At 67.8% G+C, this 25,805-nt stretch carries 28 protein-coding genes; 19 read left to right on the forward strand and 9 right to left on the reverse strand.

The window, feature by feature from the left end; all coding sequences use genetic code 11:
- The first annotated feature begins 15 nt into the window (after positions 1 to 15).
- Complete coding sequence (locus A5696_RS24505; RefSeq protein WP_067883707.1) at positions 16 to 846, forward strand: SDR family oxidoreductase; 831 nt, start codon at positions 16 to 18, stop codon at positions 844 to 846.
- On the opposite strand, the gene A5696_RS24510 is transcribed toward A5696_RS24505, so the two are convergent.
- Positions 829 to 1,719 (reverse strand): NAD(P)-dependent oxidoreductase, encoded by an 891-nt coding sequence (locus A5696_RS24510; RefSeq protein WP_067883584.1) that lies wholly within the window; start codon positions 1,717 to 1,719, stop codon positions 829 to 831. The two genes, A5696_RS24505 and A5696_RS24510, sit on opposite strands and share 18 nt — an antisense overlap.
- Before the next feature lie 47 nt (positions 1,720 to 1,766).
- Between A5696_RS24510 and A5696_RS24515 the strand changes: the two genes are divergently transcribed.
- Positions 1,767 to 2,558: an SDR family NAD(P)-dependent oxidoreductase gene (locus tag A5696_RS24515; protein WP_067883585.1), complete on the forward strand. Its 792-nt coding sequence runs from the start codon at positions 1,767 to 1,769 to the stop codon at positions 2,556 to 2,558.
- A gap of 38 nt (positions 2,559 to 2,596) precedes the next feature.
- On the opposite strand, the gene A5696_RS24520 is transcribed toward A5696_RS24515, so the two are convergent.
- The 3 genes from A5696_RS24520 to A5696_RS24530 all read right to left on the reverse strand — a co-directional run bounded on the left by A5696_RS24520 (position 2,597) and on the right by A5696_RS24530 (position 5,112).
- Positions 2,597 to 4,159, reverse strand: a complete 1,563-nt coding sequence (locus A5696_RS24520) for an LCP family protein (RefSeq protein ID WP_082969125.1) — start codon at positions 4,157 to 4,159, stop codon at positions 2,597 to 2,599.
- A gap of 319 nt (positions 4,160 to 4,478) precedes the next feature.
- Positions 4,479 to 4,808, reverse strand: a complete 330-nt coding sequence (locus A5696_RS24525) for an integrase (protein WP_231964580.1) — start codon at positions 4,806 to 4,808, stop codon at positions 4,479 to 4,481.
- A 61-nt stretch (positions 4,809 to 4,869) separates the two neighbouring features.
- Positions 4,870 to 5,112, reverse strand: a complete 243-nt coding sequence (locus tag A5696_RS24530) for a hypothetical protein (protein ID WP_067883708.1) — start codon at positions 5,110 to 5,112, stop codon at positions 4,870 to 4,872.
- A gap of 95 nt (positions 5,113 to 5,207) precedes the next feature.
- Here A5696_RS24530 and A5696_RS24535 point away from each other — a divergent pair, with 95 nt between their 5' ends.
- The 4 genes from A5696_RS24535 (at position 5,208) to A5696_RS24540 (ending at position 7,678) form a co-directional block, all read left to right on the forward strand.
- Positions 5,208 to 6,353, forward strand: coding sequence for a TDT family transporter (locus A5696_RS24535; protein WP_067883587.1), 1,146 nt, complete (start codon positions 5,208 to 5,210; stop codon positions 6,351 to 6,353).
- A gap of 95 nt (positions 6,354 to 6,448) precedes the next feature.
- A complete protein-coding gene (locus tag A5696_RS28110) occupies positions 6,449 to 6,589 on the forward strand; it encodes a hypothetical protein (RefSeq protein WP_197517069.1) in 141 nt (46 codons plus the stop codon).
- A gap of 17 nt (positions 6,590 to 6,606) precedes the next feature.
- The gene (locus A5696_RS28115; protein ID WP_197517070.1) at positions 6,607 to 6,753 is read left to right on the forward strand and encodes a hypothetical protein; all 147 of its coding nucleotides are present in this window, start codon (positions 6,607 to 6,609) and stop codon (positions 6,751 to 6,753) included.
- A 49-nt stretch (positions 6,754 to 6,802) separates the two neighbouring features.
- Positions 6,803 to 7,678: an alpha/beta fold hydrolase gene (locus tag A5696_RS24540; RefSeq protein WP_197517071.1), complete on the forward strand. Its 876-nt coding sequence runs from the start codon at positions 6,803 to 6,805 to the stop codon at positions 7,676 to 7,678.
- Here A5696_RS24540 and A5696_RS24545 read toward each other — a convergent pair.
- The 4 genes from A5696_RS24545 to A5696_RS24560 form a co-directional block, all read right to left on the reverse strand.
- On the reverse strand, positions 7,643 to 9,193 hold the full coding sequence (locus tag A5696_RS24545) for a bifunctional phosphatase PAP2/diacylglycerol kinase family protein (protein ID WP_082969126.1): 1,551 nt from the start codon (positions 9,191 to 9,193) through the stop codon (positions 7,643 to 7,645). The two genes, A5696_RS24540 and A5696_RS24545, sit on opposite strands and share 36 nt — an antisense overlap.
- A 121-nt stretch (positions 9,194 to 9,314) precedes the next feature.
- Positions 9,315 to 10,328, reverse strand: a complete 1,014-nt coding sequence (locus A5696_RS24550) for a VOC family protein (protein ID WP_067883588.1) — start codon at positions 10,326 to 10,328, stop codon at positions 9,315 to 9,317.
- Between the two features lie 27 nt (positions 10,329 to 10,355).
- On the reverse strand, positions 10,356 to 11,201 hold the full coding sequence (locus tag A5696_RS24555) for an alpha/beta fold hydrolase (RefSeq protein ID WP_067883589.1): 846 nt from the start codon (positions 11,199 to 11,201) through the stop codon (positions 10,356 to 10,358).
- Positions 11,202 to 11,212: 11 nt separating this feature from the next.
- Complete coding sequence (locus A5696_RS24560; RefSeq protein WP_067883590.1) at positions 11,213 to 12,760, reverse strand: bifunctional 3-(3-hydroxy-phenyl)propionate/3-hydroxycinnamic acid hydroxylase; 1,548 nt, start codon at positions 12,758 to 12,760, stop codon at positions 11,213 to 11,215.
- An 89-nt stretch (positions 12,761 to 12,849) separates the two neighbouring features.
- Between A5696_RS24560 and A5696_RS24565 the strand changes: the two genes are divergently transcribed.
- Genes A5696_RS24565 through dmpG form a run of 4 tightly spaced genes read left to right on the forward strand, consistent with a single transcriptional unit; the run spans position 12,850 to position 16,299 of the window.
- On the forward strand, positions 12,850 to 13,503 hold the full coding sequence (locus A5696_RS24565) for a TetR/AcrR family transcriptional regulator (protein ID WP_231964581.1): 654 nt from the start codon (positions 12,850 to 12,852) through the stop codon (positions 13,501 to 13,503).
- Positions 13,500 to 14,309: a 2-keto-4-pentenoate hydratase gene (locus tag A5696_RS24570; RefSeq protein ID WP_067883591.1), complete on the forward strand. Its 810-nt coding sequence runs from the start codon at positions 13,500 to 13,502 to the stop codon at positions 14,307 to 14,309. The genes A5696_RS24565 and A5696_RS24570 overlap by 4 nt, the downstream gene beginning before the upstream one ends.
- A gap of 15 nt (positions 14,310 to 14,324) precedes the next feature.
- Positions 14,325 to 15,272 carry an acetaldehyde dehydrogenase (acetylating) gene (locus A5696_RS24575; RefSeq protein ID WP_197517072.1) on the forward strand — a complete coding sequence of 316 codons (948 nt, stop codon included), beginning with the start codon at positions 14,325 to 14,327 and terminating at the stop codon, positions 15,270 to 15,272.
- A gap of 1 nt (position 15,273) precedes the next feature.
- Complete coding sequence (gene dmpG, locus A5696_RS24580) at positions 15,274 to 16,299, forward strand: 4-hydroxy-2-oxovalerate aldolase (RefSeq protein WP_067883592.1); 1,026 nt, start codon at positions 15,274 to 15,276, stop codon at positions 16,297 to 16,299.
- A 37-nt stretch (positions 16,300 to 16,336) separates the two neighbouring features.
- On the opposite strand, the gene A5696_RS24585 is transcribed toward dmpG, so the two are convergent.
- Entirely contained in the window at positions 16,337 to 17,518 is a 1,182-nt protein-coding gene (locus A5696_RS24585) for an AI-2E family transporter (protein ID WP_067883593.1), read from the reverse strand.
- 388 nt (positions 17,519 to 17,906) lie between these two features.
- Between A5696_RS24585 and A5696_RS24590 the strand changes: the two genes are divergently transcribed.
- The 9 genes from A5696_RS24590 (at position 17,907) to A5696_RS24630 (ending at position 25,681) form a co-directional block, all read left to right on the forward strand.
- Entirely contained in the window at positions 17,907 to 18,311 is a 405-nt protein-coding gene (locus A5696_RS24590) for a hypothetical protein (RefSeq protein WP_067883594.1), read from the forward strand.
- A gap of 2 nt (positions 18,312 to 18,313) precedes the next feature.
- A complete protein-coding gene (locus A5696_RS24595; protein WP_067883595.1) occupies positions 18,314 to 18,907 on the forward strand; it encodes an HdeD family acid-resistance protein in 594 nt (197 codons plus the stop codon).
- 61 nt (positions 18,908 to 18,968) lie between these two features.
- The gene (locus tag A5696_RS24600) at positions 18,969 to 19,220 is read left to right on the forward strand and encodes a hypothetical protein (RefSeq protein WP_067883596.1); all 252 of its coding nucleotides are present in this window, start codon (positions 18,969 to 18,971) and stop codon (positions 19,218 to 19,220) included.
- Positions 19,221 to 19,287: 67 nt separating this feature from the next.
- Positions 19,288 to 19,968 carry a rhomboid family intramembrane serine protease gene (locus A5696_RS24605; protein ID WP_067883597.1) on the forward strand — a complete coding sequence of 227 codons (681 nt, stop codon included), beginning with the start codon at positions 19,288 to 19,290 and terminating at the stop codon, positions 19,966 to 19,968.
- Positions 19,969 to 20,120: 152 nt separating this feature from the next.
- Positions 20,121 to 20,762: a S1 family peptidase gene (locus A5696_RS24610; protein ID WP_067883598.1), complete on the forward strand. Its 642-nt coding sequence runs from the start codon at positions 20,121 to 20,123 to the stop codon at positions 20,760 to 20,762.
- A gap of 132 nt (positions 20,763 to 20,894) precedes the next feature.
- The gene (locus tag A5696_RS24615; RefSeq protein WP_067883599.1) at positions 20,895 to 21,365 is read left to right on the forward strand and encodes a lipoprotein LpqH; all 471 of its coding nucleotides are present in this window, start codon (positions 20,895 to 20,897) and stop codon (positions 21,363 to 21,365) included.
- Between the two features lie 49 nt (positions 21,366 to 21,414).
- Complete coding sequence (locus tag A5696_RS28120) at positions 21,415 to 22,320, forward strand: MAP_0585 family protein (protein WP_067883600.1); 906 nt, start codon at positions 21,415 to 21,417, stop codon at positions 22,318 to 22,320.
- A gap of 93 nt (positions 22,321 to 22,413) precedes the next feature.
- The gene (locus tag A5696_RS24625) at positions 22,414 to 23,193 is read left to right on the forward strand and encodes an enoyl-CoA hydratase (protein ID WP_067883601.1); all 780 of its coding nucleotides are present in this window, start codon (positions 22,414 to 22,416) and stop codon (positions 23,191 to 23,193) included.
- Between the two features lie 154 nt (positions 23,194 to 23,347).
- Positions 23,348 to 25,681, forward strand: a complete 2,334-nt coding sequence (locus A5696_RS24630; RefSeq protein WP_067883602.1) for a hypothetical protein — start codon at positions 23,348 to 23,350, stop codon at positions 25,679 to 25,681.
- The last annotated feature ends 124 nt before the right edge of the window (positions 25,682 to 25,805 follow it).

Consider the following 25,805-nt stretch of genomic DNA (forward strand, 5'->3'; position numbering starts at 1 on the left):
GTGAAGGGGCGCGGCGTGCAGCTTACTTTCGACAACCGGACGTACCTGGTGACCGGCGGTGGCAGCGGGATCGGCAAGGGGGTCGCGGCCGGGCTGGTGGCATCCGGCGCCTCCGTCATGATCGTCGGGCGCAATCCCGATCGGCTGGCGGCCGCCGTCCAGGACATCGAGGTGCTCAAGGCCGACGGCTCGATCCGCTACGAGCCCGCCGACATCACCGTCGAGGACGAGGCCGCCCGCGCGGTCGACGCGGCGACGGCGTGGCACGGCCGGCTCCACGGGGTGGTGCATTGCGCGGGCGGGTCGGAGACGATCGGGCCGATCACCCAGATCGACTCCGACGCCTGGCGGCGCACGGTGGACCTCAACGTCAACGGCACCATGTACGTGCTCAAGCACTCGGCCCGCGAGCTGGTGCGCGGCGGCGGCGGCTCGTTCGTCGGGATCTCGTCGATCGCGGCCAGCAACACCCACCGCTGGTTCGGCGCCTACGGCGTCACCAAGTCGGCCGTCGACCACATGATGCAGCTGGCCGCCGACGAGCTCGGCCCGTCGTGGGTGCGCGTCAACAGCGTCCGCCCGGGCCTGATCCGCACGGATCTTGTTGCGCCCATTACGGAATCACCGGAGCTGAGCACGGACTACCGGAACTGCACGCCGCTGCCGCGGGTGGGTGAGGTCGAGGATGTCGCGAACCTGGCGATGTTCTTGCTGTCCGACGCGGCCAGCTGGATCACCGGGCAGTGCATCAACGTCGACGGCGGCCACATCCTGCGGCGCGGCCCCGACTTCTCCGCGATGCTGGAACCCGTGTTCGGCGCCGAGGGGCTACGCGGAGTCGTCTGAGCTTCCGGCGTCCCGGGCGGCGAGCGTGGCGAGCGCCGACCAGTCCAACTGCCCGCCACCGGTTGCCACCAGGGTGAGGAAGCGATCGCGCAGCAGGCTGGCCACCGGCAGCGGCACCTCCAGCTGCTCGCCGGCGGCGAGCACGAGCCGGACATCCTTGAGGCCGAGGGCCGCCGCGAACCCGGCGGGTTCGAATTGGCCCCGCGCGATCAGCCCGCCGTAGGTCTGGTAGGCCGGCGCGCCGAACAACGTCGAGGTGAGGATGTCGACGTACTGCTGCTTGTCGACGCCGGCCTTGTGCACCAGCGCGACGGCCTCGCCGACGGTCTCGATGACTGACGCGATCAGGAAGTTCCCGCTGAGCTTCACCAGGTTGGCGGTCGGTGGCTGCTCGGCGACCACGAAGGTGCGCTGGCCGATCGCGTCGAACAGCGCGGACAACGGCCGCAGCACCTCGGGGTCGCCCGCCGCGATCACGAAAAGCTTTGCGGCGGAGGCGGCTTCGGGCCTGCCGAACACCGGCGCGGCCGCGTAATGCTGGCCGGCCTCGGCGTGCGCGGTGGCCAGCCGCTCCGACAGTGCGACGCTGATGGTGCTCGACGACACGTGCGTGGCGCCCGCAGGCAGCGAAGCCACGATTCCCTCGGGGCCCAGCGCGACGGCTTCCACCGCCCGGTCATCGGACAGCATGGTGAAAACGACCTCGGCGTGGCTCGCCTCGGCGACGGTGCGCGCCGCGGTCGCGCCCTGCCGCACGAGGGGCTCCGCCTTGTCGGGGGAGCGGTTGTAGACGGTGAGCCGGTGGCCCGCCTTGATCAGGTTCGCGGCCATGCCCTGGCCCATGTTCCCCAGGCCGATGAATCCGATGTCCATGCATCTACCCTGCCCTATAGGGCGGGCCGGACGACGGGAGCGGCAGGATGAAGCGACTCGAGGGCAAGCGGATCCTGGTGACCGGCGCCGCGTCGGGAATCGGCCAGGCCACCGCGCTGCGGTTGCTCGACGAGGGCGCCACCGTGGTGGGTTCCGACGTCGCCGAGGACGGCCTGTCGCGGACGCAGGCCGAGGCGGTCGAGGCCGGAACCGCGGACCGCCTCACCACCATGCCGATGGACGTCGGCGACGAGGATTCGGTCATCGACGGTGTGTGCTGGGCCGTCCAAACGCTCGACGGGCTGGATTCGCTGGTCAACGCGGCCGGCATCCTGCGCGCCGCGCACACGCACGAGACCAGCCTCGAACTGTGGAATCGGATTGTCGGCATCAACCTGACCGGGACCTTCCTGGTGGTCCGCGAGGCGCTTCCGGCGCTCTTGGCGAATCCGCGTAGCGCGATCGTGAACTTCAGCTCGACGTCGGCCTCGTTCGCCCATCCGTACATGGCGGCCTACGCGGCGAGCAAGGGCGGAATCCAGGCCTTCACGCATTCGTTGGCACTCGAATACGCCAAGGACGGTCTGCGCGCGGCGTGCGTGGCGCCGGGCAGCATCAAGTCCGGAATCACCGATGCCACCGGGGGATACATCCCCAAAGACGCCGACTGGTCACTGTTCCCCAGGCTGATGCCCATCCTGCCCACGACCGTCGAATCCAGCGGGGCCGGGATGGCCGAGCCCAGTGCCATCGCCGGAGTCATCGCGATGCTGGTGTCCGACGACGGCGCCTGGATCACCGGCACCGAGATCCGCATCGACGGCGGCACGCACGCGTAGGCGCGCTTGCGCGCCTAATTGACCGCGCGCTTGCGCGCCTAATTGACGCACGGCACCCCGCCGCCGCCGATCGGTTTTCCTTGATCCGGCGTCGGATAGGTCGTGGTGGTGCCGTTGTAGTAATAAGTGTTGGACTTGCTGGTCGTCGTGGTCGTGGTGGTCGAGGCGTCGTCCATCGTGGTGTCGTCCTGGGCCGGCATCGAGAAGTTGGTGTCCACCGTCACCCGGATGTGGCCGGGCTGCACGGCGGCGCTCGGCTGCTTGGGCGCGTCGAGCCCGAGCAGGGTTGCCACGTTGCGTGCGTCGGTGTCCTCACCCGCGCCGTACTCGATCGTGGTGGCCGTCGGCTCACCCGAATTGCGGTCGCGCACTTGGCCCGCGGTGTAGCCGTGCTTCTTCAGGGCGCGGGACACCTCGGTGGCCATACCGCTCATGCTGCCGGCGTTGATCACGTCGACGACGGTTGACGGGCTGGGTTTGGCGGCGGTGGTGGCGGGCGTGCTCGACGGCGGTGGTGCGCCGATCGCCGCGGCCACCTCCGACTTGATCGCGGCCGGGTCGATGATGTTCACGTCCTGGCCGTCGATGTTGTCGTAGCGCACCACGGGCAGCGTCCGGAATTCGACGTTACCGCTGGAGAACAGCGTGCCCAGGCGTTGGATCAGGTCCTCGTCCCAGCCGGAGGACAACACGACGTCCTTGCGCGCCACCGCCATCAGGTTCTTGAGCTTGTCGATGTTGGTGAACGTGCCCGAGGCCTGAAGTTCCTGCATGACCGACGAGATGAACGCCTGCTGCCGGTGGGTGCGGTCCAGGTCACCGTTTTCCAGCTCGTGTCGCTGCCGGACGAACGCGAGCGCCTGGGACGCATCGAGCCGTTGCCGCCCGGCCGGGAAGTCGGCGCCGGAATACGAGTCGTAGACAGCGTGATTCAGGCAGACGTCCACCCCGCCCAGGGTTTGGGCCAAGTCGTAGAAACCGGCGAGGTTGACCTCGGCGAAATAATCGATGGGAACGCCGGTGAGGCTGCGCACCGCGCGCAGGGTCGCCGCTCTGCCCGCTTCGCGGCCTTTGGTCTCGAGTTCCTTCTGGCTACTGGTGCCCTGATTGGCGAGCTTGTTCGCGACGTACTGCTTGGTAAGCCCGTACGCCTCTTTGATTTTGATGTGGTTGTATCCGGGAACGCCGTTGAACGCCACCCAGTCGTCGCGGGGGATCGAGAAGGCGACGACCTTGTTGTCCGCCCCGATGTGCACCAGGATCAGTGTGTTGGTGTTGTAGCCGCCGTCGTCGGAATCGCCGGCGTGCAAGTGCTTCAGAATCGACCAGGGCAGGTCGTTGCCGTCCTGGTCTTTGCGCGAGTCCAGGCCGATGAGCAAGATGTTCATGTTGTCGCCGCTGGAACGCGGGTCCTCGGGCGACAGCGCGTCGGAGACCGTGATGCCGCCCAGCGCGCCGTGCGCCACGTAGTACCCGGCCCCGGTCATCAGCACGGCCCCTACCGACACCAGTGTCATCAACCCACGCGTCAAGGCCTTGCGTAGGCGCGACGGTCGAGTCGTGGCGCGATGGCGATGACGGGCACCGCCGGAGCGTGCCATCAAAAACCTCGTCCTAATACCAGCGCACCACCGGTCACCGCAATAGCGGTCTGCGGTGATGTCGCTTGCAACATGCCATCAAGTATGCGTTAGCTGGCTGCGAACCCCCCAATCAAGCAGGTCGATGTAATGAGGCTCACCCGCCGAAATCAGCGCATTTTCGCGGGGCGACCATGCCGCTACCAGCGGTTTTGATGGTGACCGTGCCCGCAACGAGCCCAACTCGTTACAAACTTGGCATTCGGTGCCGACTCGTCGCTCTGATTCGAGCTTTGTGGGCCAATGGTCGACACCTTGGGCGCGTGGTCCGGAATGCTATTCAGCAATAAGGGTATTCGATGTGCCATCGGCCGTTGACGTAGTCGGCGCGATACTGGCCGCCCAGTTGCGGATTCGCATCGCGGATGACACCGGAACCCCCGACATATGGGGCGAACCCGGGCGGATCCCAGGTGATGGATTGCGGGTTGGGTGGCAGATCCGGGGTGCAATTGATCTGCTTCGTGATGTAGCCGTCGGTGATCCTCTGCTCGGCGGTCGCCTGATCGCCGGCATCGGGCGGCGGGTCGCTCGGGCACAAAGCCGCTGTGCCGCAGAAGCTTTGGCGCCCCGCGGGGAGGATCACGTCGCTACCGGGTGCGCCGGACATCGACGCAACCGTGACGAGCAGTCCCGCTACCGCCTGTACCCACATGGTGGCCTCCGGATTTCTATCGGGCTTTTTCGAGGTCCTCGCCGGACGTGTAATAGAGGCGGATGTTCGAGCCGGCGACGATTTCAGCGAGGTACACGCCCACGGGTTCGACCTCGTAGTAGTAATGGACGTTGCCCTGCGGATCCACGGCAGTCGCGCACGAAAGGCCCGGCGCGCCACACCTTTGTTTCACCGGCAGGGCAAGGACCGCGATGGACAACACGACGGCGATCACCACCGCCGGCGGCGCGCCGCCCAATCCGCGACGAGTCTGCACGGGATTGGTCACGTTGGGAGTGTAGGGGGCCACGAACCGACGCGCCGCGCCACGCGCCGCACTAGTGTCTCCTTGCTATGGCCAGTGTCAACGCGGACGCACCGTCGCCGCACACCCGGGTCGAGGTGCTGGGCAACATCGGGCCCAACTGGTTCGCCGCTGTGATGGGCACCGGCATCGTTGCCACCGCGGGGGCCACCCTGCCCGTCCACATCGTGGGCCTGCGAGCGTTCGCCCAAGTGGTCTGGGTGATCGCCGCGGCGTTGCTGACGGTGCTGATCGTCCTGGTGGGCGGTCACTGGTTGCGCCACCCCACCGTCGCGCGCACTCATGCGCGTAATCCGCAGATGGCCCACTTCTACGGTGCGGCTCCCATGGCGCTGCTGACGGTCGGCGGGGGAGCGGTGCTCGTCGGCGCCGATTTGATCGGTGAACGCGTCGCCGTCGACCTCGACTGGGCGCTGTGGGCGGCCGGCACGGTCGGCGGGCTGTTCACCGCGGTCAGCATCCCGTTCCTGATGTTCACCCAACACGACGTGGAGCCGGACGCGGCGTTCGGCGGATGGCTGATGCCGGTAGTTCCGCCCATGGTGTCGGCCGCGACGGGCGCATTGCTGCTCCCGCACATGGCGGCGGGCACCGGGCGAGAGACCATGCTGTACGGCGGCTATGCGATGTTCGGGCTGTCGCTCGTCGCCTCGCTGAACATCATCGCGATGATCTGGTCCCGGCTGGTGCTGTACGGCACCTCCGGCACCGCCCGAGTGCCCACACTATGGATCGTGCTCGGTCCGCTCGGCCAATCCATCACTGCCGCAGGGCTTCTCGGGGCAGCGGCGGCGCTTGCCGTCAAGCCGGAAGTCGCAGAGGACATGGACGCGTTCGCGATCCTCTACGGGGTTCCGGTGTGGGGATTCGCGATGCTGTGGATCGCGCTGGCCACCTCACTGACGGTGCGCACGCTGCGGCGGGGCATGCCGTTCGCCCTCACCTGGTGGAGTCTGACCTTTCCGGTGGGCACCTTCGTCACGGGCACCGCGCAGCTCGCCGCGCATACGCATCTGCCCGCGTTCAAGGTGACCGCGGCCATCGCCTACGCCGGTTTGCTGTTCACCTGGCTTCTGGTGGCCGCCCGCACCGCGCGGGGCAGTCTGCGCGGCAATCTGCTCAACGCGGCGCCCAGCAGCGCACCCATCAAGGCCAGCAAGCAGCGCCTCTCCTAGGAACTGGTCGGCACCGCCGGGAAAGGCCCGTCCCGCACCGTTTTGATATCCGGAAGCGGCGGGTAGGCAGTTGTGAGCTGATTGGAGGACCGATCATGTTCGACACCGAACCGGGCACTCCCGGAGAGACCCCCGAGCGCCTCACTCCGGCCGAACCGCCCGAGCGACTGACGCCGGCCGAACCGCCGGAGCGGCTCACGCCCTCGGATCCGCCGGAGCGACCGGCATCGACATGACAGGCAGGAGGTAAGGCATGCGCGCAGAAGAAGGCGACGAAACGGTCCGGGATTACGCCGTCGAGGGCAAGCAGACGCTCGGCCGGATCAAGGACTCGCAACGCACCGGAAACCCCGTCGGCAGGTTCGTCCGGCGGGTCGCCAGATTCTTCGGGGCCGGCTAGCGCCGTAGGGACGCGCCGGACAATCCCGAGCTGGTCTTACTATCTCCTGGTGACGAGCGCACCTGAAACGTTCTCGACCCGGGGGAGCGGCGGTGTTCGCATCGTCGCCGACCGCTTGGGCGACCCGCAAGCGCGCGCCGTGGTGTTTCTGCACGGCGGCGGGCAGACCCGCCGCTCCTGGGCCAAGGCGGCGGCGGCCGTCGCCAAACGCGGGTGGCAGGCCGTCACGATCGACCTGCGCGGGCACGGGGAGTCCGACTGGTCGAGCGAGGGCGACTATCGCGTGGTCAGCTTCGCCGCCGACGTGCAGGAGGTGCTGCGCACGTTGCCGCCGCGGCCGGTGCTGGTGGGTGCGTCCCTGGGCGGATTCACCTCGATGCTCCTGGAGGGCGAGCTGTCGCCGGGCACCGCAGCCGCCGTCGTTCTGGTCGACATCGTGCCCAACATGGAGCAGTCCGGGGCGACCCGCATCCACAACTTCATGTCCGACCGCGTGGAGTCCGGGTTCGGCTCACTCGAAGAGGTGGCGGACGCGATCGCCGAGTACAACCCGCACCGGCCCCGCCCCACCGATCTCGACGGCCTGACCACCAACCTGCGCCGCCGCGGCGACCGCTGGTACTGGCACTGGGATCCGCAGTTCATCAGCGGCACGGCGCCGTTTCCCCCGTTCGAGGTCACCGACGCCGACCGCATGCACGCCGCCGTCGACGCGATGCTGCGCAACGGGGTGCCGATGCTCCTGATTCGCGGTCAGGTGAGCGACCTGGTCAGCCAGGAGCGCGCCGACGAGTTCCTCGCACAGTTCCCGCAGGTCGAGTTCACCGATGTGCACGGCGCGGGGCACATGGTCGCGGGCGACCGCAACGACGTCTTCGCCGATGCCGTCCTAACTTTTCTGGCCCGGCACGTCGACGCCGGCTGACGCGCGCGAAAGTGCCTCGGGAGCCCGGTGCGCGTGATTCCCCGGCGGCGGGCAGAACACTTGAAGAACCCGGTAGCGGGCGCGGAAGGTGGCCTGCTCGTGGTTGCCCTGCACCTCCCCGTCGAGGGCGACGGCCGTCGGCCCGTCGACGGCTGTGAAGCTGAACTCGGGGACGTGATGCTCGTGGTAGAGGCGGCTGCGTTCCAGGCGGCCGAGCATGAGCGCCGTCATGATCCGCAGCCTGCTCAACCGGCGGCCCGTCTCGAGGATGCGCACGTCGAGCAGGCCGGTGTCCATCCGGTTGCGCTGCGCCGGTGCGAACCCGGACGGCACGTAGGTCGAGTTGCCCAGGAAGAACAGCGATGTCTGCAGGGTCTTGCCGTCGTAGCGGATGCGCACCGGAGCGTCGCGGCGCAGGGTGCGAAACATCGCGTAGGCGGCCGCCATCGGCTTGCCGATCTTGTGCTCGAACCGTTCCCGTGTCCGCACGAATCGCGGATAGGCGCCGATGCTCGCGGTGTTGACGACCATCCGTTCGTCGTTGAAGCACACCAGGTCGACGCGCGACGCGGTGCCGTCGGCGAGGGCGCGGATGGTCTGGTGCGCGCGATCACAACCGATGTCCTTGGCGAAGTGGTTGAAGGTACCGGCCGGGAACACCGCGAGCGGGCGGTCGAGGTCCGCCGCGACGGCGGCGGCGCACGCCACGGTTCCGTCGCCGCCGCCGATTCCGAGCACCTCGGCCTGCTCGGCCGCCGCGCGGAGCACCCGTGTCAGGTCGTCGCCGGGCGCCAGTTCGACGATGCCGGCTTCGGGCAATTTCCTTCGGACCTCGCCGATGACGCGTCGCCCCGTTCCGCTGCCCGACGCCGGGTTGACGACGAGGATCAGGCCGGCTCCGTCGGGTCGGGGCGTCACCTCGAGGCACAGCGGGTCGGCGGGCGGGAGGTTGTGCTCGACGATCGGCGGGACGAGCCGGCCGCCCAGTACGGCGATCGAGGCCCCGATCCCGAAGCCGGCCAACACGTCGCTGGGATAGTGGGCGCCGGTCGCCACGCGCGACAAGCCGACCAGCCCGGCGAGCAGCGCCAAACCCAGCCCCGACAACGGACTTTGGAGCCCGACGCCGACGGCGAAGGCGGCGGCGCTGGCGGCATGACCGGACGGCAGCGAGTGCGACCTCGGGTATTTGCGCAGCCGTCGCACGATCGGGACGCGGTCGTGCGGGGGCCGGCGGCGCCGCCACGCCCGCTTGGCCAACTGGTTGGTGACCAGACTCGTCACCGCCAAGCTGGCGACGCCGCGGCCCGCGCTGTGCCGAGTGGACCGATTGCCGGACAGCGTCATCGCCGCCGCGATCGCGAGCCACAGCTTGGAGTGGTCGGCGGCGCGTGTCAGCGCCGGCATTGCCTTGTCCAGCAGCGGGTTTCGCGTGCGCGCGATCGCCGCTAACACCTCAGCGTCGAGAGTGCCCAAGCCCCGGGTGATTTCGCGCACGCCGCGCGAAGTGGTCATGCGTCATCGTCGCGGCGCGTGGAGTGCGCTGCGTAGAGTCCAAAGTCATCGATGTTCGGTGCGCCGCTAGACCGATGGCGGCGACCCGCCGCGCCCGGCTACGCCGCGCTTGCGATCGCCGCTAGTCGTCGGCGATCCCGGGCGAACTGAGTGCCGCCACGGTGTCTTCCCGGCGCCGCAGGGAGCGGGCAGCCGCCGCGAACTGGCTGAGTTTGGTGATGACGGTCTGCCCTTCCGGTTTGTGGCCCCAGATGCTGATCCCCTGGTGGGTGGTGGGGCTCCAAGTGGCTTCGTCGACGACGATCGGGTTCCAGCCCACCTCCCATTCGAAGCCGGACGGGGTCATCGCGTAGAAGGACAGCTCTTTGTCGTTGGTGTGCTGGCCGACCGAAAGCGCAATGTGGAATCCGAGCTCTTTGACCCGCTGATAGGAGGCGACCATGTCGTCGAGCGTGGCGACCTGGACGTTGACGTGCTGCACCCGGGTGCGAATCGGATTGACCGGCAGGAGCTTCGTCGATGCGATCGCCATGGTGTGATGACGCTCGTTCACTCGGAGGAACCGGATTTTGAGCTTGAGGCCGTTGATGGTCTCGTCGATGTAGTCCGACAGGCGGGCGTCGAAGACGTGGTTGTAGTAACCGCGGACCAACTGGGGATTCTTCGTCGTGACGGCGACATGTCCCATTCCGCCTGCGCCCGTGAGGAATCCGCTGCCAGGTATGTCCAGGGCGAGCGGCGCGGTGCGGGCGGCCGTGTAGATCTCCTGGGTGAGCCCATTGGGCCCGGGAAACCGCAGGAAACGCTCGACACCGCGCAACTTCGCCTCTTCGTCGGCACCCTCGACGGCGGGAACCCCATGGTCGCTGACGCGACGACTGATCTCGTCGAACGTCGCATGGTCGTCGAGCTGCCAGCCCAACGCGACGACGTCCTCGGCGGGGCCGCGCCGAAGCAGCACACGGCACTCGTTGTCGTCGAGGCGGAATCGAACGGTGTCGGGCGCCATGTCGTCGAGGTGCATGCCGATGGCGTCGCGCCCGAAGCGCTTCCAATCGCCGATTTTGTCGCTTTCGACGACGACATAACCCAGGTGCACATTGCCGAACACCGAGGGTTTGGTGGTGGTAGACATCGTGGTCCTCGTAATCTCTTGTGGTGGTTACTTTTTCAGAAATGCGGTGGTCACCGCATTGAACAGGTCGGCTCGCTCCCACTGGACCCAGTGGCCGGTGTTGGCGGTAATCAGGACGTCCGCGTTGGGCATCCGCTCGGCCAGCATGGCCGCGCCGCGTGGCTTGTTGACCTTGTCGTCTCTTCCCCAGATGACCAGGGTCGGCGTTGTCAGAGTCCGCAGCCTGCGGTCGCGGGTGAAGTCCATCCGCCACAGCGTGCCCAGCCCAGCCGGGCGCTGCAGGGGCGGATTGGCGACGACTTCGGGATCGATCGACGCCCGATATCGAGCCTCGATGAGCGACTCGGGGACGGTGTCCTCGTCGTATACCAGGTACGAGCGGATGAATGTGCGCAGCTTGTCCAGGCTCGGCCCGTCGCCGCCGTAGTACCCCAGCAGACTCCGAAGACCCTCGCTGGGCAGGCCGCGGCTGGTCCCGACGCCGCCGGGACCCATCAACACGAGCTTGTCCACCCGGTTTGGGGTGTCGAGGGCCAGCCGCAACGCGCACGACCCGCCATAGGAGTTGCCGACCAGGTGCGCGCTGTCGACGCCGAGCTCGTCGAGCATGCCCCGGATGTGATCGGCGAGATAGCCGAACGGATCTCGACGATCGACGCCCTTGGCGGAGCGGCCGTAGCCGGGCATGTCCGGGACGATGACCCGGAAGTTCTCGGCGAGCGGCTCGATGTTGCGGGAGTAGTTCGAGACGCCCGACGCGCCCGGCCCGCCGCCGTGCAGCAACACCACGGCCGGGCCGGTGCCGGTCTCGGCGACGAAGATGTCTTTTCCTCTGACGCTGACGGTGCGTTCGGTGATCGTGTTCGTGGTCACTGATTCTTTCCTTACGACTTGAAGCCGGCCGGCGGCGGCGGGAGCGGTTGGCCGTCGGCGGCGCCGGCGTAGACGAAGCCGTCGGGTCGAACGACCACCGCCGAGGCGCCCTTCGTGGTCAGCCAGGCGTTGAGGGTTCCCTCACTGTCGACGATGGTGTCGGCGCGCGGAGTGCTTCCCGCCTGCGCGACCTCCATGACGGGTACGCCCGCGGCCCGCCAGTCCGGGTGTTCGGACGCGCGCCCGGTCTGCAGCACGGTCCACCGGTTGCCGATCACATCGTCCAGACGCACCGAGTCGCCCTTCTCGTCGAGGACCCTCGGCTGCGGGATCAGCCAGCCGACGGCCCCGTTGCCGTTGCGTGCCAGCAGGCCCTCGGTGTAGTGCGCGTCGGGTATCCAGCGGTGGTCACGCAGCCAGGTGAGGAAGTAGGGCACCTTGCTCGCCGCGCGGAAGATGTGGTTGCGGGCCGCCGCGCGGAACTTGTTGCGCTGGATGATGAGCTTGCCGGTCTTGACCGCGCGGTTGGTCACCTCTTTGACGTGCGGCAGCCGCTCCGCTTGATAGGTGTCGAGCACCGACTCCGGCAGCGCGCCGTTCAGCACGGCGTTCAGCTTCCAGCACAGGTTCGCCACGTCGCGCACGCCCGCACACATGCCCTGTCCGATCCATGGCGGCATCGCGTGCGCGGCGTCGCCGGCCAGGAAGACCCGGCCCACCCGCCACCGGTCGGCGAAGCGGACGTGGTGGCTGTAGCAGGCGAAGCCGAGGATCTTCACGTTCTCCGGCGATATTCCCTGGCCGCGCAGCACCTTCCAGATCGCGTCCTCGTGCAGCAGGTCTTTCTCGTCCTCCTCGTCGCGCACCGGGAACTCCCAGCGGTGGTGCCCCAGCGGGGTGGGGCAGTCGACGGTGGGCCGCTCGGGATTGCAGTGAAACCGGAGCCGGTCGTGGCCGGGCCATTCGTTGAGCACCTTGGTGTCGATCACGATCCAGCGCTCGCCATACGTGCGGCCGCCGAAGCCGACGCCCAGCTGGGCGCGGGTCGCGCTCGACCCGCCGTCGGCGGCGATCACGTAGGAGGCCTTGATCCGCCGGAACTCGTCGGCCTCGAGGTCGGCGAGCATCAACTCGACGAAGTCGTCCTTCTGCACCAGCCGCAGGCATTCGTGCTTGAGCAGAACGGTCACGTTCGGGAAGCGGTCGACGCCTTCGCGCAGCACCTTCTCCAGCGCGGGCTGGTAGATGAACTGCTGCGGCGGGTGCCCGTTGCCTCGCGGGGTGGGCAGCAGCTTCACGAACGGCACGCCGTTGGCGTCGACGAAGTTCGCCCCACGCCCGGGCTGCATGTCGGCGTTGAGCCGGTCGGCCAAGCCCACCTGCTGCCAGATGCGGACGACCTCCTCGTCGGTCGAGATGGCCCGGGCCCGCGCATAGATGTCGGGGTCACGTTCCACCACGACGACGCTGAGGCCCATCTGGCCCAACAGGTTCGCCGCGGTGCAGCCGACCGGGCCATAGCCGACGATCGCCACGTCATAGGTTTTCTGGTCACTCATTTTTGGCCCTTCCGCCACGGCTTGTTAATGTAGTGATCCATACAGTAAGCTTTTGTAGCGTGACCGTCAACACCCAAAAAGGAGGCACCGTGGCAGACACCGACAACGTGGGCTCCGCCGCACCCCGCGGGCGCAGGCGCACCCGGGCCAACGGTGAGCAGTCGCGGGAGCGGATCCTCGACGCCGCGACCGAGGTCGCCACCGAACGCGGCTACGACGGCACCACGATTTCGCTGGTCAGCAAGAAGAGCGGCCTGCCGCCGACCTCCATCTACTGGCACTTTGCCGACAAGGACGACCTGATCGCCGCCGTCATCGAGCGCAGTTTCGCCCGGTGGCTGGAAGTGCTGGACCTGCCCGGGGGCGCGATGTCCGCCGACCGGGTGACCGAGCTCGGGGCTCAGGTGGCCAAGGCGCTCGTGGACGCGCCCGACTTCCTGCGGCTGGGCCTGATGCTGGCGCTCGAGCACCGCCCGGTCGAACCCCGGGCGCGGGAGATGTTCCTGGAGGTGCGTGACAGGGCCTTCCACCGGTTCGAGGCGATCGTGCGCGACATCGCGCCGGGGCTGAATGAGGAGAGCGTGCGGTTGCTGACCACCTATGCGATAGCCGGCGCCGACGGACTCTTCATCGCCAAGGAGACGAGCGGCGACTCGGTGGATCTGCTCAAGCTGTTCGACCTGCACGTCCGCCTGGTGTTCCAGGCGGCGACCGAGTTACTGGAATCCGGAGAAATCGCATGATCGACGTGGGCGCCCAAGAGCCGCAACTCAACCCGCGGCTGACCGAAGCAGCGCAGCGCTTGTACGCGGCGCAGGCGAGCAGCACACCCATCCCGCCGCTGACCGAGACCTACCCGAATCTCGACGTAGCCCAAGCATATTCGGTGCAGCGCCGCAACCTCGCGCGCCGCCTCGCCGCGGGCGCCCGGCTGCGTGGCCACAAGATCGGGCTGACCTCCGCGCCGATGCAAAAGCTGCTGGGCGTCGACGAGCCCGACTTCGGCTACGTCCTGGACAGCATGGTGCTGGGCGACGGGACGACGGCGCCGCGCGCCGCGTTCTGTGCCCCGCGGGTGGAACCCGAGGTGGCTTTCCTGCTGCGCGCGCCGCTGCGCGGGCCCGGGGTGACCGTCGCCGAGGTGATGGCGGCCACCGAAGCGGTGGCCGCGGCGCTGGAGATCGTGGACAGCCGCATCGCCGACTGGCGAATCACGTTGGCGGACACCGTCGCCGACAACGCCAGCTCCGGTGCGGTGGTGCTGGGCGAGTGGGTGCCGATCTCGGACGCGCCGCAACTGCCCGACACCACCGCGGCGCTCTACCTCAACGACACGCTCGTCGAGACCGGGCAGGGTACGGCCGTGATGGGTGATCCGGCCGCGGCCGTCGCCTGGCTGGCCAACGCCCTGGCCGAGTACGGCACCGAGATCGAGGCCGGGCAGTTCGTGATGTCCGGCTCCTACACCACGGCCGCGTTCGTCGGTGCCGGCGACCGCGCGGCTGCCACCATCACCGGCCTCGGCGCGGTCGGCCTGAGCTTCGAGTAAACCGAAAGGAAACCCATGACCAGTCAACAATTCCCCGTGGCGATCATCGGGTCGGGCAACATCGGCACCGACCTGATGCTCAAGATCCTGCGCAACGGTGGACCGCTGACGATGGCCGCGATGATCGGCATCGACCCGAAGTCCGACGGCCTGGCCCGCGCGAAGAGCCTCGGCGTGCCGACGTCGTCGGAGGGCGTCGCCGGGCTGCTGGCCATGCCGGGCCTCGACCAGATCCGCCTGGTGTTCGACGCCACGTCCGCCGAGGCCCACGTCAAGCACTGGGAGGCGTTGCGCCACACCGGTGTACGCGTCCTCGACCTCACCCCGGCGGCCATCGGCCCGTTCTGCGTGCCGGTGGTGAACCTGGAGGAACACATCGACGCGCCCAACCTCAACATGGTCACCTGTGGCGGGCAGGCCACCGTGCCGATCGTGGCCGCGGTGAATCGGGTGGCGCCGGTGTCCTATGCCGAGATCGTGGCGTCGATGTCGTCGAAGTCCGCCGGCCCGGGCACCCGCGCCAATATCGACGAGTTCACCGAGACCACCGCCACAGCACTGAGGGTCGTCGGCGGGGCGCAGCGGGGCAAGGCCGTGATCGTTCTCAACCCGGCCGATCCCCCGATCCTGATGCGCAACACCGTCTACTGCCTCGTGGAAGGCGACTGCGACCACGCCGCGATCCACGCGTCCATCGCGGCGATGATCGAGCGAGTCCAGGGCTACGTACCCGGGTACCGGCTCAAGCAGCCGGTGCAGTTCGAGATCTTCGGTCCCGACAACCCGCTGCACATCCCCGAGACCGGGAAATTCATCGGCACCAGGGTCACCACCCTGCTGCAGGTGACCGGCGCCGCGGACTACCTGCCCGCCTACGCCGGAAACCTCGACATCATGACCTCCGCGGCGCTGACCACCGCCAAAAGCATTGCCGCACATTCGATGACGAACGCAGGAGTATGACATGACCGAGCAGCTCTACATCAGCGACGTCACCTTGCGTGACGGGATGCACGCGGTGCGCCACCAGTACACCCTGCGGCAGGCAGCCGACATCGCCGCGGCGCTGGACGCCGCTGGGGTCGACTCCATCGAGGTCGCCCACGGCGACGGGCTGGGCGGCTCCAGCTGCGTCTACGGCTTCGGCGGCCATACCGACCTGGAGTGGATCGAGGCGGTCGCCGGCGTCATCCGCCGTGCCAAGATCGCGACGCTGATCCTGCCGGGAATCGGCACGATCCGAGACCTCACCGCGGCCCATCGGGCGGGGGCCGGCGTGGTGCGGGTAGCCACCCACTGCACGGAGGCCGACATCTCCGCGCACCACATCGCCGCCGCCCGCGAGCTGGGCATGGACACCGTCGGCTTCCTGATGATGAGCCACATGACCACTCCGCAGGGCCTAGCCGACCAGGCCAGGTTGATGGAGGGATATGGAGCCGGGTGCGTCTACGTCGTCGACTCCGGCGGCGCGATGACCATGCGCGACGTCGCCGAGCGCGTCGACGCGGTGCGCCAAAAGCTTTCTCCGGAAACCGAAGTCGGCATCCACGCGCACCACAATCTCTCGCTTGGGGTGGCCAACTCGATGGTCGCGGTCGAGCACGGGTGTCGGCGGGTCGACGCGTCGCTGGCCGGCATGGGCGCCGGTGCCGGCAACGCCCCGCTGGAGGTCTTCGTCGCGGCCGCCACCCGGATGGGCTGGAAGCACGGCTGCGATCTCAACGCCCTCGAGGACGCCGCCGACGACCTCGTCCGCCCGCTACAGGAGCGTCCGGTGCGTGTCGATCGCGAAACGCTGACGCTCGGCTACGCCGGCGTGTACTCGAGCTTCCTGCGCCACGCGGAGGCGGCGGCCGAGCGGTTCGGCGTCGACGCGCGCACGCTGCTCGTCGAGGCGGGACGTCGCGGCATGGTGGGCGGGCAGGAGGACATGCTCGTCGACATCGCTCTTGACCTCACCGGCGGCCGCGAGGCAGCGCGGGCGTAATTCACCACCCCAACGCGCGCAACGGCTTTCGCACGGTTCACGCCTCGTCCAGCACCGGGAACAGCAGTTCCTGCATGAGCAGCTGCACGGCCGCCGCGAGCGGGATCGCCACCAGCGCCCCGACCACGCCCAACCACGCGGCACCGAGGAGCACAGCGACCACCGTGACGCCGGCCGGCACCCGCACCGCCCGGCCGATGATCCTGGGCGTCAGCAGATAATCCTCGCCCAGCCGGAACCCCATGTAGAAGACGACCGTCGCGACGGCGACGGCGATCGAAACGCTGAGCGAAACCGCGGCCACGATGAATCCGCCGACGGTGGAACCGTAGGGGAACAGGTCCAACACGGCCACCACGACACCGAGCAGGACCGCGTACGGGACGTGCAGCAGGGCGCACCAGACGAAGGTGGCCAGCCCGGCGATGACGGAAGTCAGCACGTTCCCGATCAGGTAGGCACCGAACTTTGCCACCACCTCGTCGCCGATCAGGATGGCGCGGGGCCGCCGGGAACTGGGCATCAGCCGGTAGAAACCGGCGCGGATGCGGCGCATGTCGGCGAGGAAGTAGATGGTGAGCATGGCCACGACGCCGACGTGGGACACGACGCCGAACACCTGCGAGCCGGTCCGCACGATCCCCGCGGCGGTGAAGCGGCCGGACCCGCTGACCAGATCGGTGATCCGCTGTTGCAGGTGGACGCGCTCGTTGATCCTGCCGATGAGCGACGAGCGGTCCTGGGCGTGCTGCACGTAATGCGGCAGCTGCTCGACGAGCTGGCGAGCCTCCTGCACCAGCGGAGGAATGGTTGCGGCGAGCGTCCCGGCGACGAGCGCGAACACCACCGTCACCACGATCGTGACCGCCGCCCAGCGGGGCAACCTGTGGTTGACCAGCCATGACACCGCGGTCTCGAGGCCCAGCGCGAAAAACATCGCCACACCGATCAACACCAGTACGGACGACATGGACCCCAGCACGAGCACCACGCCGTACGTCACGGCCACGCCGGCCGAGGCCGTCAACCCCACCATGAACGGGGAACGCCGGTTGAACGGTTGCCCTCGTCGGCCGAGGTGATGCTCGTCGGACCGCAGTTTCGCGGCCCGCCGCTCGGCGTCGGCGATCGGCCCTTCATCGTCGCCGTGCGGTTGCCCTACCAGGGGATGATGGCCACGATCGGGGAGGTGGTGGTGTGGCGCTGCGTCGTCGACCACGTGCGTGCCCCATTCCTCGACCCGGCCGGGCTCTTTTGCCCGGCGTCTTTACAGGGTGACGTGCGCGCCGGGCATGCGGTGGCAAAACACGCGATTTCCGGCGGGGCAGGTGGCGGCGGCCCAGCCCCTGCGCCGACAGATCCGACCGCCTGCCTGCTCGTGAGGCCACCCGTCCGGCCGATCAAAGTGCTTGCGGCAGAGATGCTTCGGCGCCGTCCCCGATGGTCCCCGCCCTCGACCGTCGGGTGAGGCGTGAGCCCCGTTCTCGGCGGATCAGGGGACTTTGTGCCCTAGGTCCGCGGTCGGCGGGAGCGCACGCTTTCTCGTGTCGGGATAACAGAGCCGCACAGAGGAGCGTCTCGATATGAAACCACTGTCTGAGTCTCTGATGGACCTCGCTGCCCGGGTCAAAAGGCTCGAGGATTCCGCCGTTGCCGTCAAGGAGCGGAACGAGGCCGCATTGGTGCAGCGCCGCCGGGAGCTCGAAACCGCCATCGAGCATGAGGTCGAGGAGCTCAAGAAGACCACGGGTGAGGCGGAAGACGCCGCACGGGGCTGGTGGTCGGACACCAAGGGCGCCATCGAACGGCAGATCGCCGCGATGCGTGCCGACTTCGAGAAGCGCAAAGCCGATTTCGAACACAAGAACGCCGAACGGGCCGCGGCCAGTGCCGAGGAGGACGCGGCGGTGGCCGCCAACCTGGCGAGCTACTGCGTAGACGCGGCCGAGTGGGCCGCCGTGCGAGCGGAACTGGCTCGCGCCGAAGCCGAAAAACAATCCGTGAGGAGCTGAACATGACCACCTTGCAAGCACCCGAATTGTTCCGCGACCTCTGGAAGACCGTCCTCGCGTCCGGCTTGATGGCCTTGGTCCTTGGCGTCGTGATCTTGATCTGGCCCGGAAAGTCGATCCTGGTCGCGGCGGTTTTGTTCGGCGCATACCTGGTGGTGTCGGGCATCGCACAGGTCGCTTTCGCACTGACGCTCGGTGTTTCGGTCAGCAGCCGTGTGCTGATGTTCATCAGCGGGGCGCTGTCGGTGGTGCTGGGCGTGCTGGCCTTCCGCCACTTCGGTGGCGGCTACGCCGTGCTGTTGTTGGCGATCTGGATAGGTGTGGGCTTCATCTTCCAGGGCGTGGCCGAAGCCGCGCTGGCGATAAGCCACCCTGAGCTGCCGAGCCGAGGGTGGCACATCTTCTTGGGCGTCCTCACGGCGATCGCCGGGATGATCGTGCTCGCCTGGCCGTTCGACAGCATAGCCATGCTGGCGATCGTCGCCGGGGCGTGGCTGGTCGTCATCGGGATCTGCCAGATCGTCTGGGCGTTGCAGGCGCGCAGGACCGTCGGGCAGACCGCGCAAGTGGTCGGGCGCTTGGCGGGTGCCCACTGATCGCCGAAGGTGTTGCGCCGTAGGGATTTTTCTCAGTAGCTTTCCCGGATGGAGATATGCCGTGCCCGATCTGACCGGACCGCTGCGCGAGATCATCGAGGGCCACCGCGCTGTTCGGCGTTCCGGTGCCTTGCAGGAGTCATGCAGCTGCGGAGCGGACGGGTTGTCCGACCATTCCGGGCATGTCGCCGAGCAGATCCTCGATCGGCTGGGGCTCAAGCCCGAAGCCGTCGACGGCGCAAAGAAGCGGATTCGCTATGCGACGGCGTGGCTCGACTGGGAGCTGACGAAGATGGAAGGCGCGCAATGCTAGTCGGCTTTTGCGGCTCGGCAAGCCGGTAGGCCTGGCATCGTGACCGGCCGCTAGGGAAGCGGGTCGCATGATTCCCCTGGGCGACAACATCCGGGCCAGCCGGTTTCCGATCGTCAACGTCCTACTGATTGTCGCGAACTTCGCGGTCTTCTTGTTCTACGAGTTGCCGAACGGCGACCCAGCGGTCCTGCGCGCGGCGTTCTATCCGTGCAGCGTCGAAAACGCCTGCCCCACAGCCGAACCATGGGGCTTCAGCTGGATCACCGCGATGTTCTTGCACGCCGGCTGGGATCACATTCTCGGCAACATGCTCTTCCTGGCGATCTTCGGCAAAAACGTCGAGAACGCTCTCGGACGGCTCGGCTACCTGGTGTTCTACTTCGCCGGCGGATTCGCGGCGACGATGGCACAGACCGCAATGACCCTGCTTTTCGGCGCGGCGTCCGACGCGCGCGTGCCAACGTTGGGCGCCAGCGGCGCGATCGCCGCCGTACTGGGCGCATATTTCGTCTTCTTTCCCGACTCGCGTGTCCTCACCTACGTGCTGTGGTTCCCGATCAGCGTCCCGGCGTGGATCTACCTCGGCGGTTGGTTCTTGCTGCAGTTCTTCGAGGGCAATTACGCGCTGGTGTCCGCGAAGACGGGTGGCAGCGGTGTCGCGTTCTTCGCGCATGTGGGTGGCTTCGTCTTCGGCGCGCTGGTCGGCAGGGTTTTCCTGGGGGCCGGGCGGGTCAGGGCGTTGACGTGACATCTGCGGCGGTGGATGGCGCGATCGCCGTCGCTCCCGGCCGGAGGGACCACCGCCGAATCGGATAGGCATACGGCAGATGACGTCGACATGCCGGTAAATGGTCGCGCTGTTAGCATGCTGCCCTACACAAGAAGAGAGGCGGCGTAACCATGCCTTGGTTGCGAGGGTTGGGGCTGGTCGGCGCCGCGGTCATTGCCGCGACCGCGGTGGCGAACCCCGTGCTGGCCGATCCGGGCGTTGCGCCGGGCATCAAGGTCGAGGATGAAAACAGCTCGTGCACAGCGGGATTCGCAGCGCAAGGCGACGACGGCAGCTATTACCTGATGACCAGTGGGCATTGCGACCAACACGACGGCTCGACATGGACCCACGGGGGTGAGGCCCCGCTCGGGAGGATCACCGCCAGCGAGCACGACGGCGACACCCGGGACGCCGCGATCATCCGTCTTGACCCGAGCGTCGGCGCGCCCACCGGCCACGTCGGCGGCAAGTATGTGGTCCGGGATGTGTTGAGTGCCACGCAGATTCAGGTGGGCATGCCGTTCTGCAAGATCGGTGCTGTCACCGGTGAGACGTGTGGCGCCGTCAAGGACGTGGCCAACGACGTCGTCGAGGCCAGCGTGTACAGCCTCAACGGCGACAGCGGCAGTCCCGGCTTCGTGAAGAACCCGGACGGCACCGTCAGCGCCGTGGGCCTGTTGATGTCGTCACCCGACGGTGACGATTACACGACGTACTTCGCGCTGGTGAACCCGCTGCTCGGCAGGTGGGGCCTGCACGTCCTGCCCTGAGCGCCCACCGCGCGAGAACCGTTGTTTGTGAACGGCGGGAACGGGTATCCGCCGTTCCGGCGTCGTGAATGTGCCTCCATGGGGAGCCGGTAGTCGAAAGCTAGCGAACCAGCGACACGAAGGAGAGCGGTAGTGAAGCGTGGGATCGTGGTCGGCATCGCGGGCGTGGCCGTGGCGGTCGCGGCGTGTGCCGGCTGTTCCAGCAACAAGTCCAGCACGGGAGCGTCATCGTCGACTTCCACGCCGGCGCCGACTGGCACCCAGGTGATCGTGGACGGTCAGAATCAGAATGTCACCGGCCAGGTCACCTGTAACACGGCCAACGGCGTCCTAACCATCGGCGTCGGCGACCCGACCGCCGGGCTCGGGGCGGTGCTCAGCACCGACAATCCGCCCATCGTCCATTCCGTCGGGCTGGGCAGCGTCAACGGCATCGCGCTCGGTTTTTCCGACGCCGCCCCCAACCAGGCCAGCAACGCCGGGGCCGCGGTCAACGGCAAGTCCTACGCGATCAAGGGAACTGCGACGGGCACCGATATGAGCAACCCGAACCAGCCGCAGCAGGTGACCAAGCCATTCGAGATGGACGTCACCTGCCCGTAGCGGAGGCGACCGATACCCGAGAGGGGACGCAGCTATGTCAGCTAACTCTGTGAAACGCGCCGTCAGCGCGGCGGCGGTGGCCGCGGGTCTGGGCTTCTCAGCGATGACGCTGAACCCGGTGTTGGCCAACGCCGCGCCGCTGGACCCGCCGCCGCCGTGCCCGAACTGCCACGGCGGTGGTGGCGGCGGCGGTGGTGGCGGCAACCCCGGCGGCGCGCCGCCGGCTCCGCAGAACCCGCCACAGACTCAAGCGCCGAGCCCGCACAACGAGCCGCCGGCCACGCAAACCGCGCCGCCGGCCACGCAAACCGCGCCGCCGGCCACGCAAACCGCGCCGCCGGCCACCCAGACCCAGCCGCCGGCGACGCACGGCGGCAACGAGCCGCCGGCCAGCCAGAATCCGCAACCGTCGTGGACGCGGGGCAACGAGCCGCCCAGGAATGAAACCACCCAACCCGGCGGGCAGACCCCGTCCCCGGGCGGACAGACCACCGCCCCGGCGCAACAACCGAACAACCCGTCGCCCCGGCCGGACGAGCGTCCGGCGCTGAATCCGCCGAGCACCCAGCCTCCCCATCCCGCTTACATCCCGCGCCGGGACGTGGTCACCGCCAGCGCGGAGATCGGCGGCCCGGGCGGCGACGTCCAATTCAGCATCGTGGGCCGTGGCGCGCCGCCGCCGCCGCGGGAGCGCGGCTGGGGCTGGAACGACGGACCGCCGCCGCACCACCCACCGCCCGGTTGGTATGGGCCGCCGCCTCCCGGAGGTTGGGACGGTCCGCCGCCTCCCGGCGGCTGGAACCGCCCGTGGGACGGCCCCCCGCGCGACATCGACTACGGCCGTAGGGATTTCAGCCCGTTCAACTACGACACCTTCACCGTTTTCCCGGTCTTCAACTGGCAGTACGGCGGATGGGGTTACTGGTTCTTCGGTGTCTGGGTTCCGCTCTACTGACGGCCACCAACCCGCTGTGAAAACCGCCCCGGGCATGCCCCGGGGCGGTTTTCGGCCTTTCATCCGCGGTCGGAGTAGGCGTAGAAGTAGCTCATGAACGCGACGGATGGACGGTTTGTCAGGCTCGGACGCGACGGCGGTTCGGTCACCATCGAGTTGGTCAACTCCAAACCGCTGAACATCGTCGGCACCGGTGCGATCGGGGAATTGACAGAGGCATTCGGCGACGTGGGGCAGGACGGCGGCGTGCGGGTCGTCGTGTTGCGCGGAGCCGGCGACAAGGCGTTCATCGGCGGCGCCGACATCAACGAGATGGTCGCCCTCGACCGGTCCAGCGCAGAGGTGTTCATCCGCCGGCTCGCGGGCCTGTGCGAAGCGATTCGCGATTGCCCGGTCCCGGTGATCGCCCGCCTCGCCGGCTGGTGCCTGGGCGGCGGCCTGGAGGTCGCGATGTCCTGCGATCTACGGATCGCCGAGTCGGGCGCCAAATTCGGGATGCCCGAAGTGGCGGTCGGCATCCCGTCGGTGATCCATTCGGCGTTGATGCCGGCGCTGATCGGGGCCTCGCACGCGGCGTGGCTGTTGCTCACCGGGGAGACGATCGACGCCGACACGGCCGCCTCCTGGGGTTTGGTCCATGAGGTCGTGGCGGCCGACGCCCTGGACGCGCACATTGCCGACCTCGCCGCGAAACTCAGGGGATTCGGCCCGCAAGCGGTCCGGCAACAGAAGCGCCTACTCAACAGCTGGTTCGACATGACCGTGCACGGCGCGATCGAGGACAGCATCGAGCAGTTCGGCCTGGCGTTCCTGACCGGAGAACCGCAGCAACACATGCAGGCATTCCTCTCGCGTAAGACCGGCAAGAGCTGAATCGCGGCGAAACGGCCGTCCACCTCGCATTCGGGCGTCGCCGATCATGCCGGCGCCGGCCGCAGGATGAATTGACCGGCAATTCCGCGGCAGTAGTCTGATCTCGAGTTCGAAAGGGGGCGGCGATGTCGCGAGGATCGCCGGCGCAAATGGTATGCAGCTGCGGTACATAAGCATCCCCGGGTTGGTCGCCGCGGCGGGAGGTGATCCCTGGGCGATCAATCAAACCCTGCAAGTTGGGCGTCCGGCGCAGATCTCCGCGCTGGCCGGCGCCTTTCACAGCGCGGGCAAATCCACCGCCGAGGCCGACGCGACGTTCGGGCAAGCGCGCCGCCGGTTCGAGGCGGCCTGGACCCACGAAAATGGCGACAATCCAATCAACGACTCCGCCGAGGTGCAGCGCACCGCGCAGGCCCTGGGGGCGCAGTCCGAGCGGCTGCCCGAGATCGGGGCGCATCTCGAAGAGGTCGCCGCGGCACTCGCCGAGGCCCAAAAAGGCGGCAAGGCAACGATCTCGGCGCTGGAAACTTCGTTGCACGAGCTCGACGACTTGATCGCCCAAGCCGTGGACATGAAACAACACGTGAAGACCGACGAGGACCGCCGAGCGCTGGACGAATTCATCGACTCCTGTGAGAACGGCGCGGTAGACGTCACCAAAAGGGCTGTGGGAGGCATGCATTCGATCCGCGACGGCTATTCGCAGATTCTGCGAAGCGGGCAGTCCAACCTGGCCACGGAGGGATTCGACCCCTCCCGCGTTCGGGGTGCCGACGGCCACGAGGCCGAGACACCCGACACGGCCGAACGAGACGTCCACAACGCGCTCGGCGGAGACAAGGGCGCGGCCGCCCGGGTCAACGGGGTGCTGGCCACCCTCACCCCCGAGCAGCTTTCCGGGAATGCGCCGTTAAACCCTGAGCAGGCAGCGGTTTTGAGTCAGCTGCAGGCCCAGGAACATGGAATGACGGTCCCCCAGCTAGAAACCGCCGAACAACGCCTCGGAGTCGAAAAGAACATGGTCGGCGACTCCCTGCAGCTCATGAGCAACCCAAGCCTCACCTTTCCCGGGACGCCGTTGAAAGTGGGAGCCAAACAGGGGTCGGACACGCGCAAAGGCGGGTTTTCCCAGCTGCCGCAGAGCGTGCAGGACACGCTCACCGGCAACGAGTCGTCGCGCTGGTCCCCCGGCGACATGGAGTCGATCGCAAAGATCGTCGGCGACGGAAACCCGGCGCTGCAGCACGGAACCGAACTGGACAAGGCGATGCTGGACTGGGGCGCGCGGGAACTGCACGAGGAGCTTCCGCACGGGCAGCTGGTCGACCACAGCCTGCTGCACGGTGACGAGCGCGCCGTCCTGGGCGACGTGTTCCGCTCCGCCGGGCGCGATCACCTACGGGTGACCGACCTGATCACCGGTGGCGGTCACGATCAGTTCTTGTCCGACGTCACGCAGAACCGATGGGACGACGGCGGCAAGGCGGTCGGTTCGTTGTTCAGCTGGACGGAGAATCCGAGCGCGGGGGAGGCGGAGATCGCGGGCAGGACGGCGCACTCCTACGCGACGTATCTGGGCCGGCACGCCGGCGAGCTGCTCGAGTTGCCAAACGGATTCGGCACCACCTCTTTGGGCGCGGCCAATCCGGAACTCGTGCAGTCCTTCGCGCACGGGCTGGCGCCGTACATCCCGAACATCGCGGGCGAACACAACGACTTGTCGCGATTCTTCGGCACCCCCGATTCCGCCGAGAACCAGGAGAACGATACCTGGCCGGTGGCCAAGGGCATCTTCTCGGTGTTGAGCACCGACAAGACGGCCTCGGACTATTTCAACGGCGCCGCCGACCGCGACATCATCGAAGCCGACGGGCGATTCGCCCGCGACGCGGGCAATCACGTTCCCGACGTGATCAACCACGACGAAGGTCTCAAGTACGCGGCCCGGTTGAAAGGTCTCGTCGACGTCGGCACGTTGAACGCGTCGAACTCCGACGCCATGGCGGCGTACAACCTGAAGAAATCGGCCTATGAGGTTCTCACCAAGGGCGGCAGCTTCGGAGTGGGTGCCCTTCCGGTGCCCGGAGCCGGAATCGTCGGCGGCGGAGCGGGTCTCATCGGTGCGGCCATGGAGCACGACATCGTGGGCGCCCAACCCACCACGCCGTCGATCGCGGACATGCCGCACACCATGCCGCCGCGGCTCGTGCTCGACGGCTTCCTGGCATCCGGGCAACCCCTGAACGGCCTGGGACCGGAGTTCTACCGGCCCGTCGATCCGCAGCATCCCAACGGCCCCATGCGAATAGCCACCTACGCCGAAATGCCGCAGGCGTGGCGGGATGCCAATCCCATCGAAAGCTATGACGGTGCCCTCTCGAGCGCGCTCAGCCGGACGCTCGGCAACGACACCGTGACGCGGGTCGACGACGACATCGCGACGTACTACAACAACATCGTGCACAACCCGCAGCCCTGGAAGAAGTGAGACGAAGTGACCGCGCGCTGAGCTGGGCGCGCCGCCCGAACCGCAAACGGCGATGCTCGTTCTGATTTTTGTCGATACGCGTATTTTTCCGGGGGCTGAGCTTCATCATGTCAGGTACGCATGA

Source organism: Mycobacterium sp. E2699 (assembly GCF_001666745.1).
Lineage (GTDB): Bacteria > Actinomycetota > Actinomycetes > Mycobacteriales > Mycobacteriaceae > Mycobacterium.

Excerpts from the sequence above, each read along its gene's own strand:
- A5696_RS24510 (WP_067883584.1), bottom strand. The coding sequence starts at position 1,719 with ATGGACATCGGATTCATCGGCCTGGGGAACATGGGCCAGGGCATGGCC.
- A5696_RS24515 (WP_067883585.1), top strand. The coding sequence starts at position 1,767 with ATGAAGCGACTCGAGGGCAAGCGGATCCTGGTGACCGGCGCCGCGTCG.
- A5696_RS24520 (WP_082969125.1), bottom strand. The coding sequence starts at position 4,159 with ATGGCACGCTCCGGCGGTGCCCGTCATCGCCATCGCGCCACGACTCGA.
- A5696_RS24525 (WP_231964580.1), bottom strand. The coding sequence starts at position 4,808 with ATGTCCGGCGCACCCGGTAGCGACGTGATCCTCCCCGCGGGGCGCCAA.
- A5696_RS24535 (WP_067883587.1), top strand. The coding sequence starts at position 5,208 with ATGGCCAGTGTCAACGCGGACGCACCGTCGCCGCACACCCGGGTCGAG.
- A5696_RS28110 (WP_197517069.1), top strand. The coding sequence starts at position 6,449 with ATGTTCGACACCGAACCGGGCACTCCCGGAGAGACCCCCGAGCGCCTC.
- A5696_RS28115 (WP_197517070.1), top strand. The coding sequence starts at position 6,607 with ATGCGCGCAGAAGAAGGCGACGAAACGGTCCGGGATTACGCCGTCGAG.
- A5696_RS24545 (WP_082969126.1), bottom strand. The coding sequence starts at position 9,193 with ATGACCACTTCGCGCGGCGTGCGCGAAATCACCCGGGGCTTGGGCACT.
- A5696_RS24550 (WP_067883588.1), bottom strand. The coding sequence starts at position 10,328 with ATGTCTACCACCACCAAACCCTCGGTGTTCGGCAATGTGCACCTGGGT.
- A5696_RS24560 (WP_067883590.1), bottom strand. The coding sequence starts at position 12,760 with ATGAGTGACCAGAAAACCTATGACGTGGCGATCGTCGGCTATGGCCCG.
- A5696_RS24570 (WP_067883591.1), top strand. The coding sequence starts at position 13,500 with ATGATCGACGTGGGCGCCCAAGAGCCGCAACTCAACCCGCGGCTGACC.
- A5696_RS24575 (WP_197517072.1), top strand. The coding sequence starts at position 14,325 with ATGACCAGTCAACAATTCCCCGTGGCGATCATCGGGTCGGGCAACATC.
- dmpG (WP_067883592.1), top strand. The coding sequence starts at position 15,274 with ATGACCGAGCAGCTCTACATCAGCGACGTCACCTTGCGTGACGGGATG.
- A5696_RS24590 (WP_067883594.1), top strand. The coding sequence starts at position 17,907 with ATGGACCTCGCTGCCCGGGTCAAAAGGCTCGAGGATTCCGCCGTTGCC.
- A5696_RS24595 (WP_067883595.1), top strand. The coding sequence starts at position 18,314 with ATGACCACCTTGCAAGCACCCGAATTGTTCCGCGACCTCTGGAAGACC.
- A5696_RS24605 (WP_067883597.1), top strand. The coding sequence starts at position 19,288 with ATGATTCCCCTGGGCGACAACATCCGGGCCAGCCGGTTTCCGATCGTC.
- A5696_RS24610 (WP_067883598.1), top strand. The coding sequence starts at position 20,121 with ATGCCTTGGTTGCGAGGGTTGGGGCTGGTCGGCGCCGCGGTCATTGCC.
- A5696_RS24625 (WP_067883601.1), top strand. The coding sequence starts at position 22,414 with ATGAACGCGACGGATGGACGGTTTGTCAGGCTCGGACGCGACGGCGGT.
- A5696_RS24630 (WP_067883602.1), top strand. The coding sequence starts at position 23,348 with ATGCAGCTGCGGTACATAAGCATCCCCGGGTTGGTCGCCGCGGCGGGA.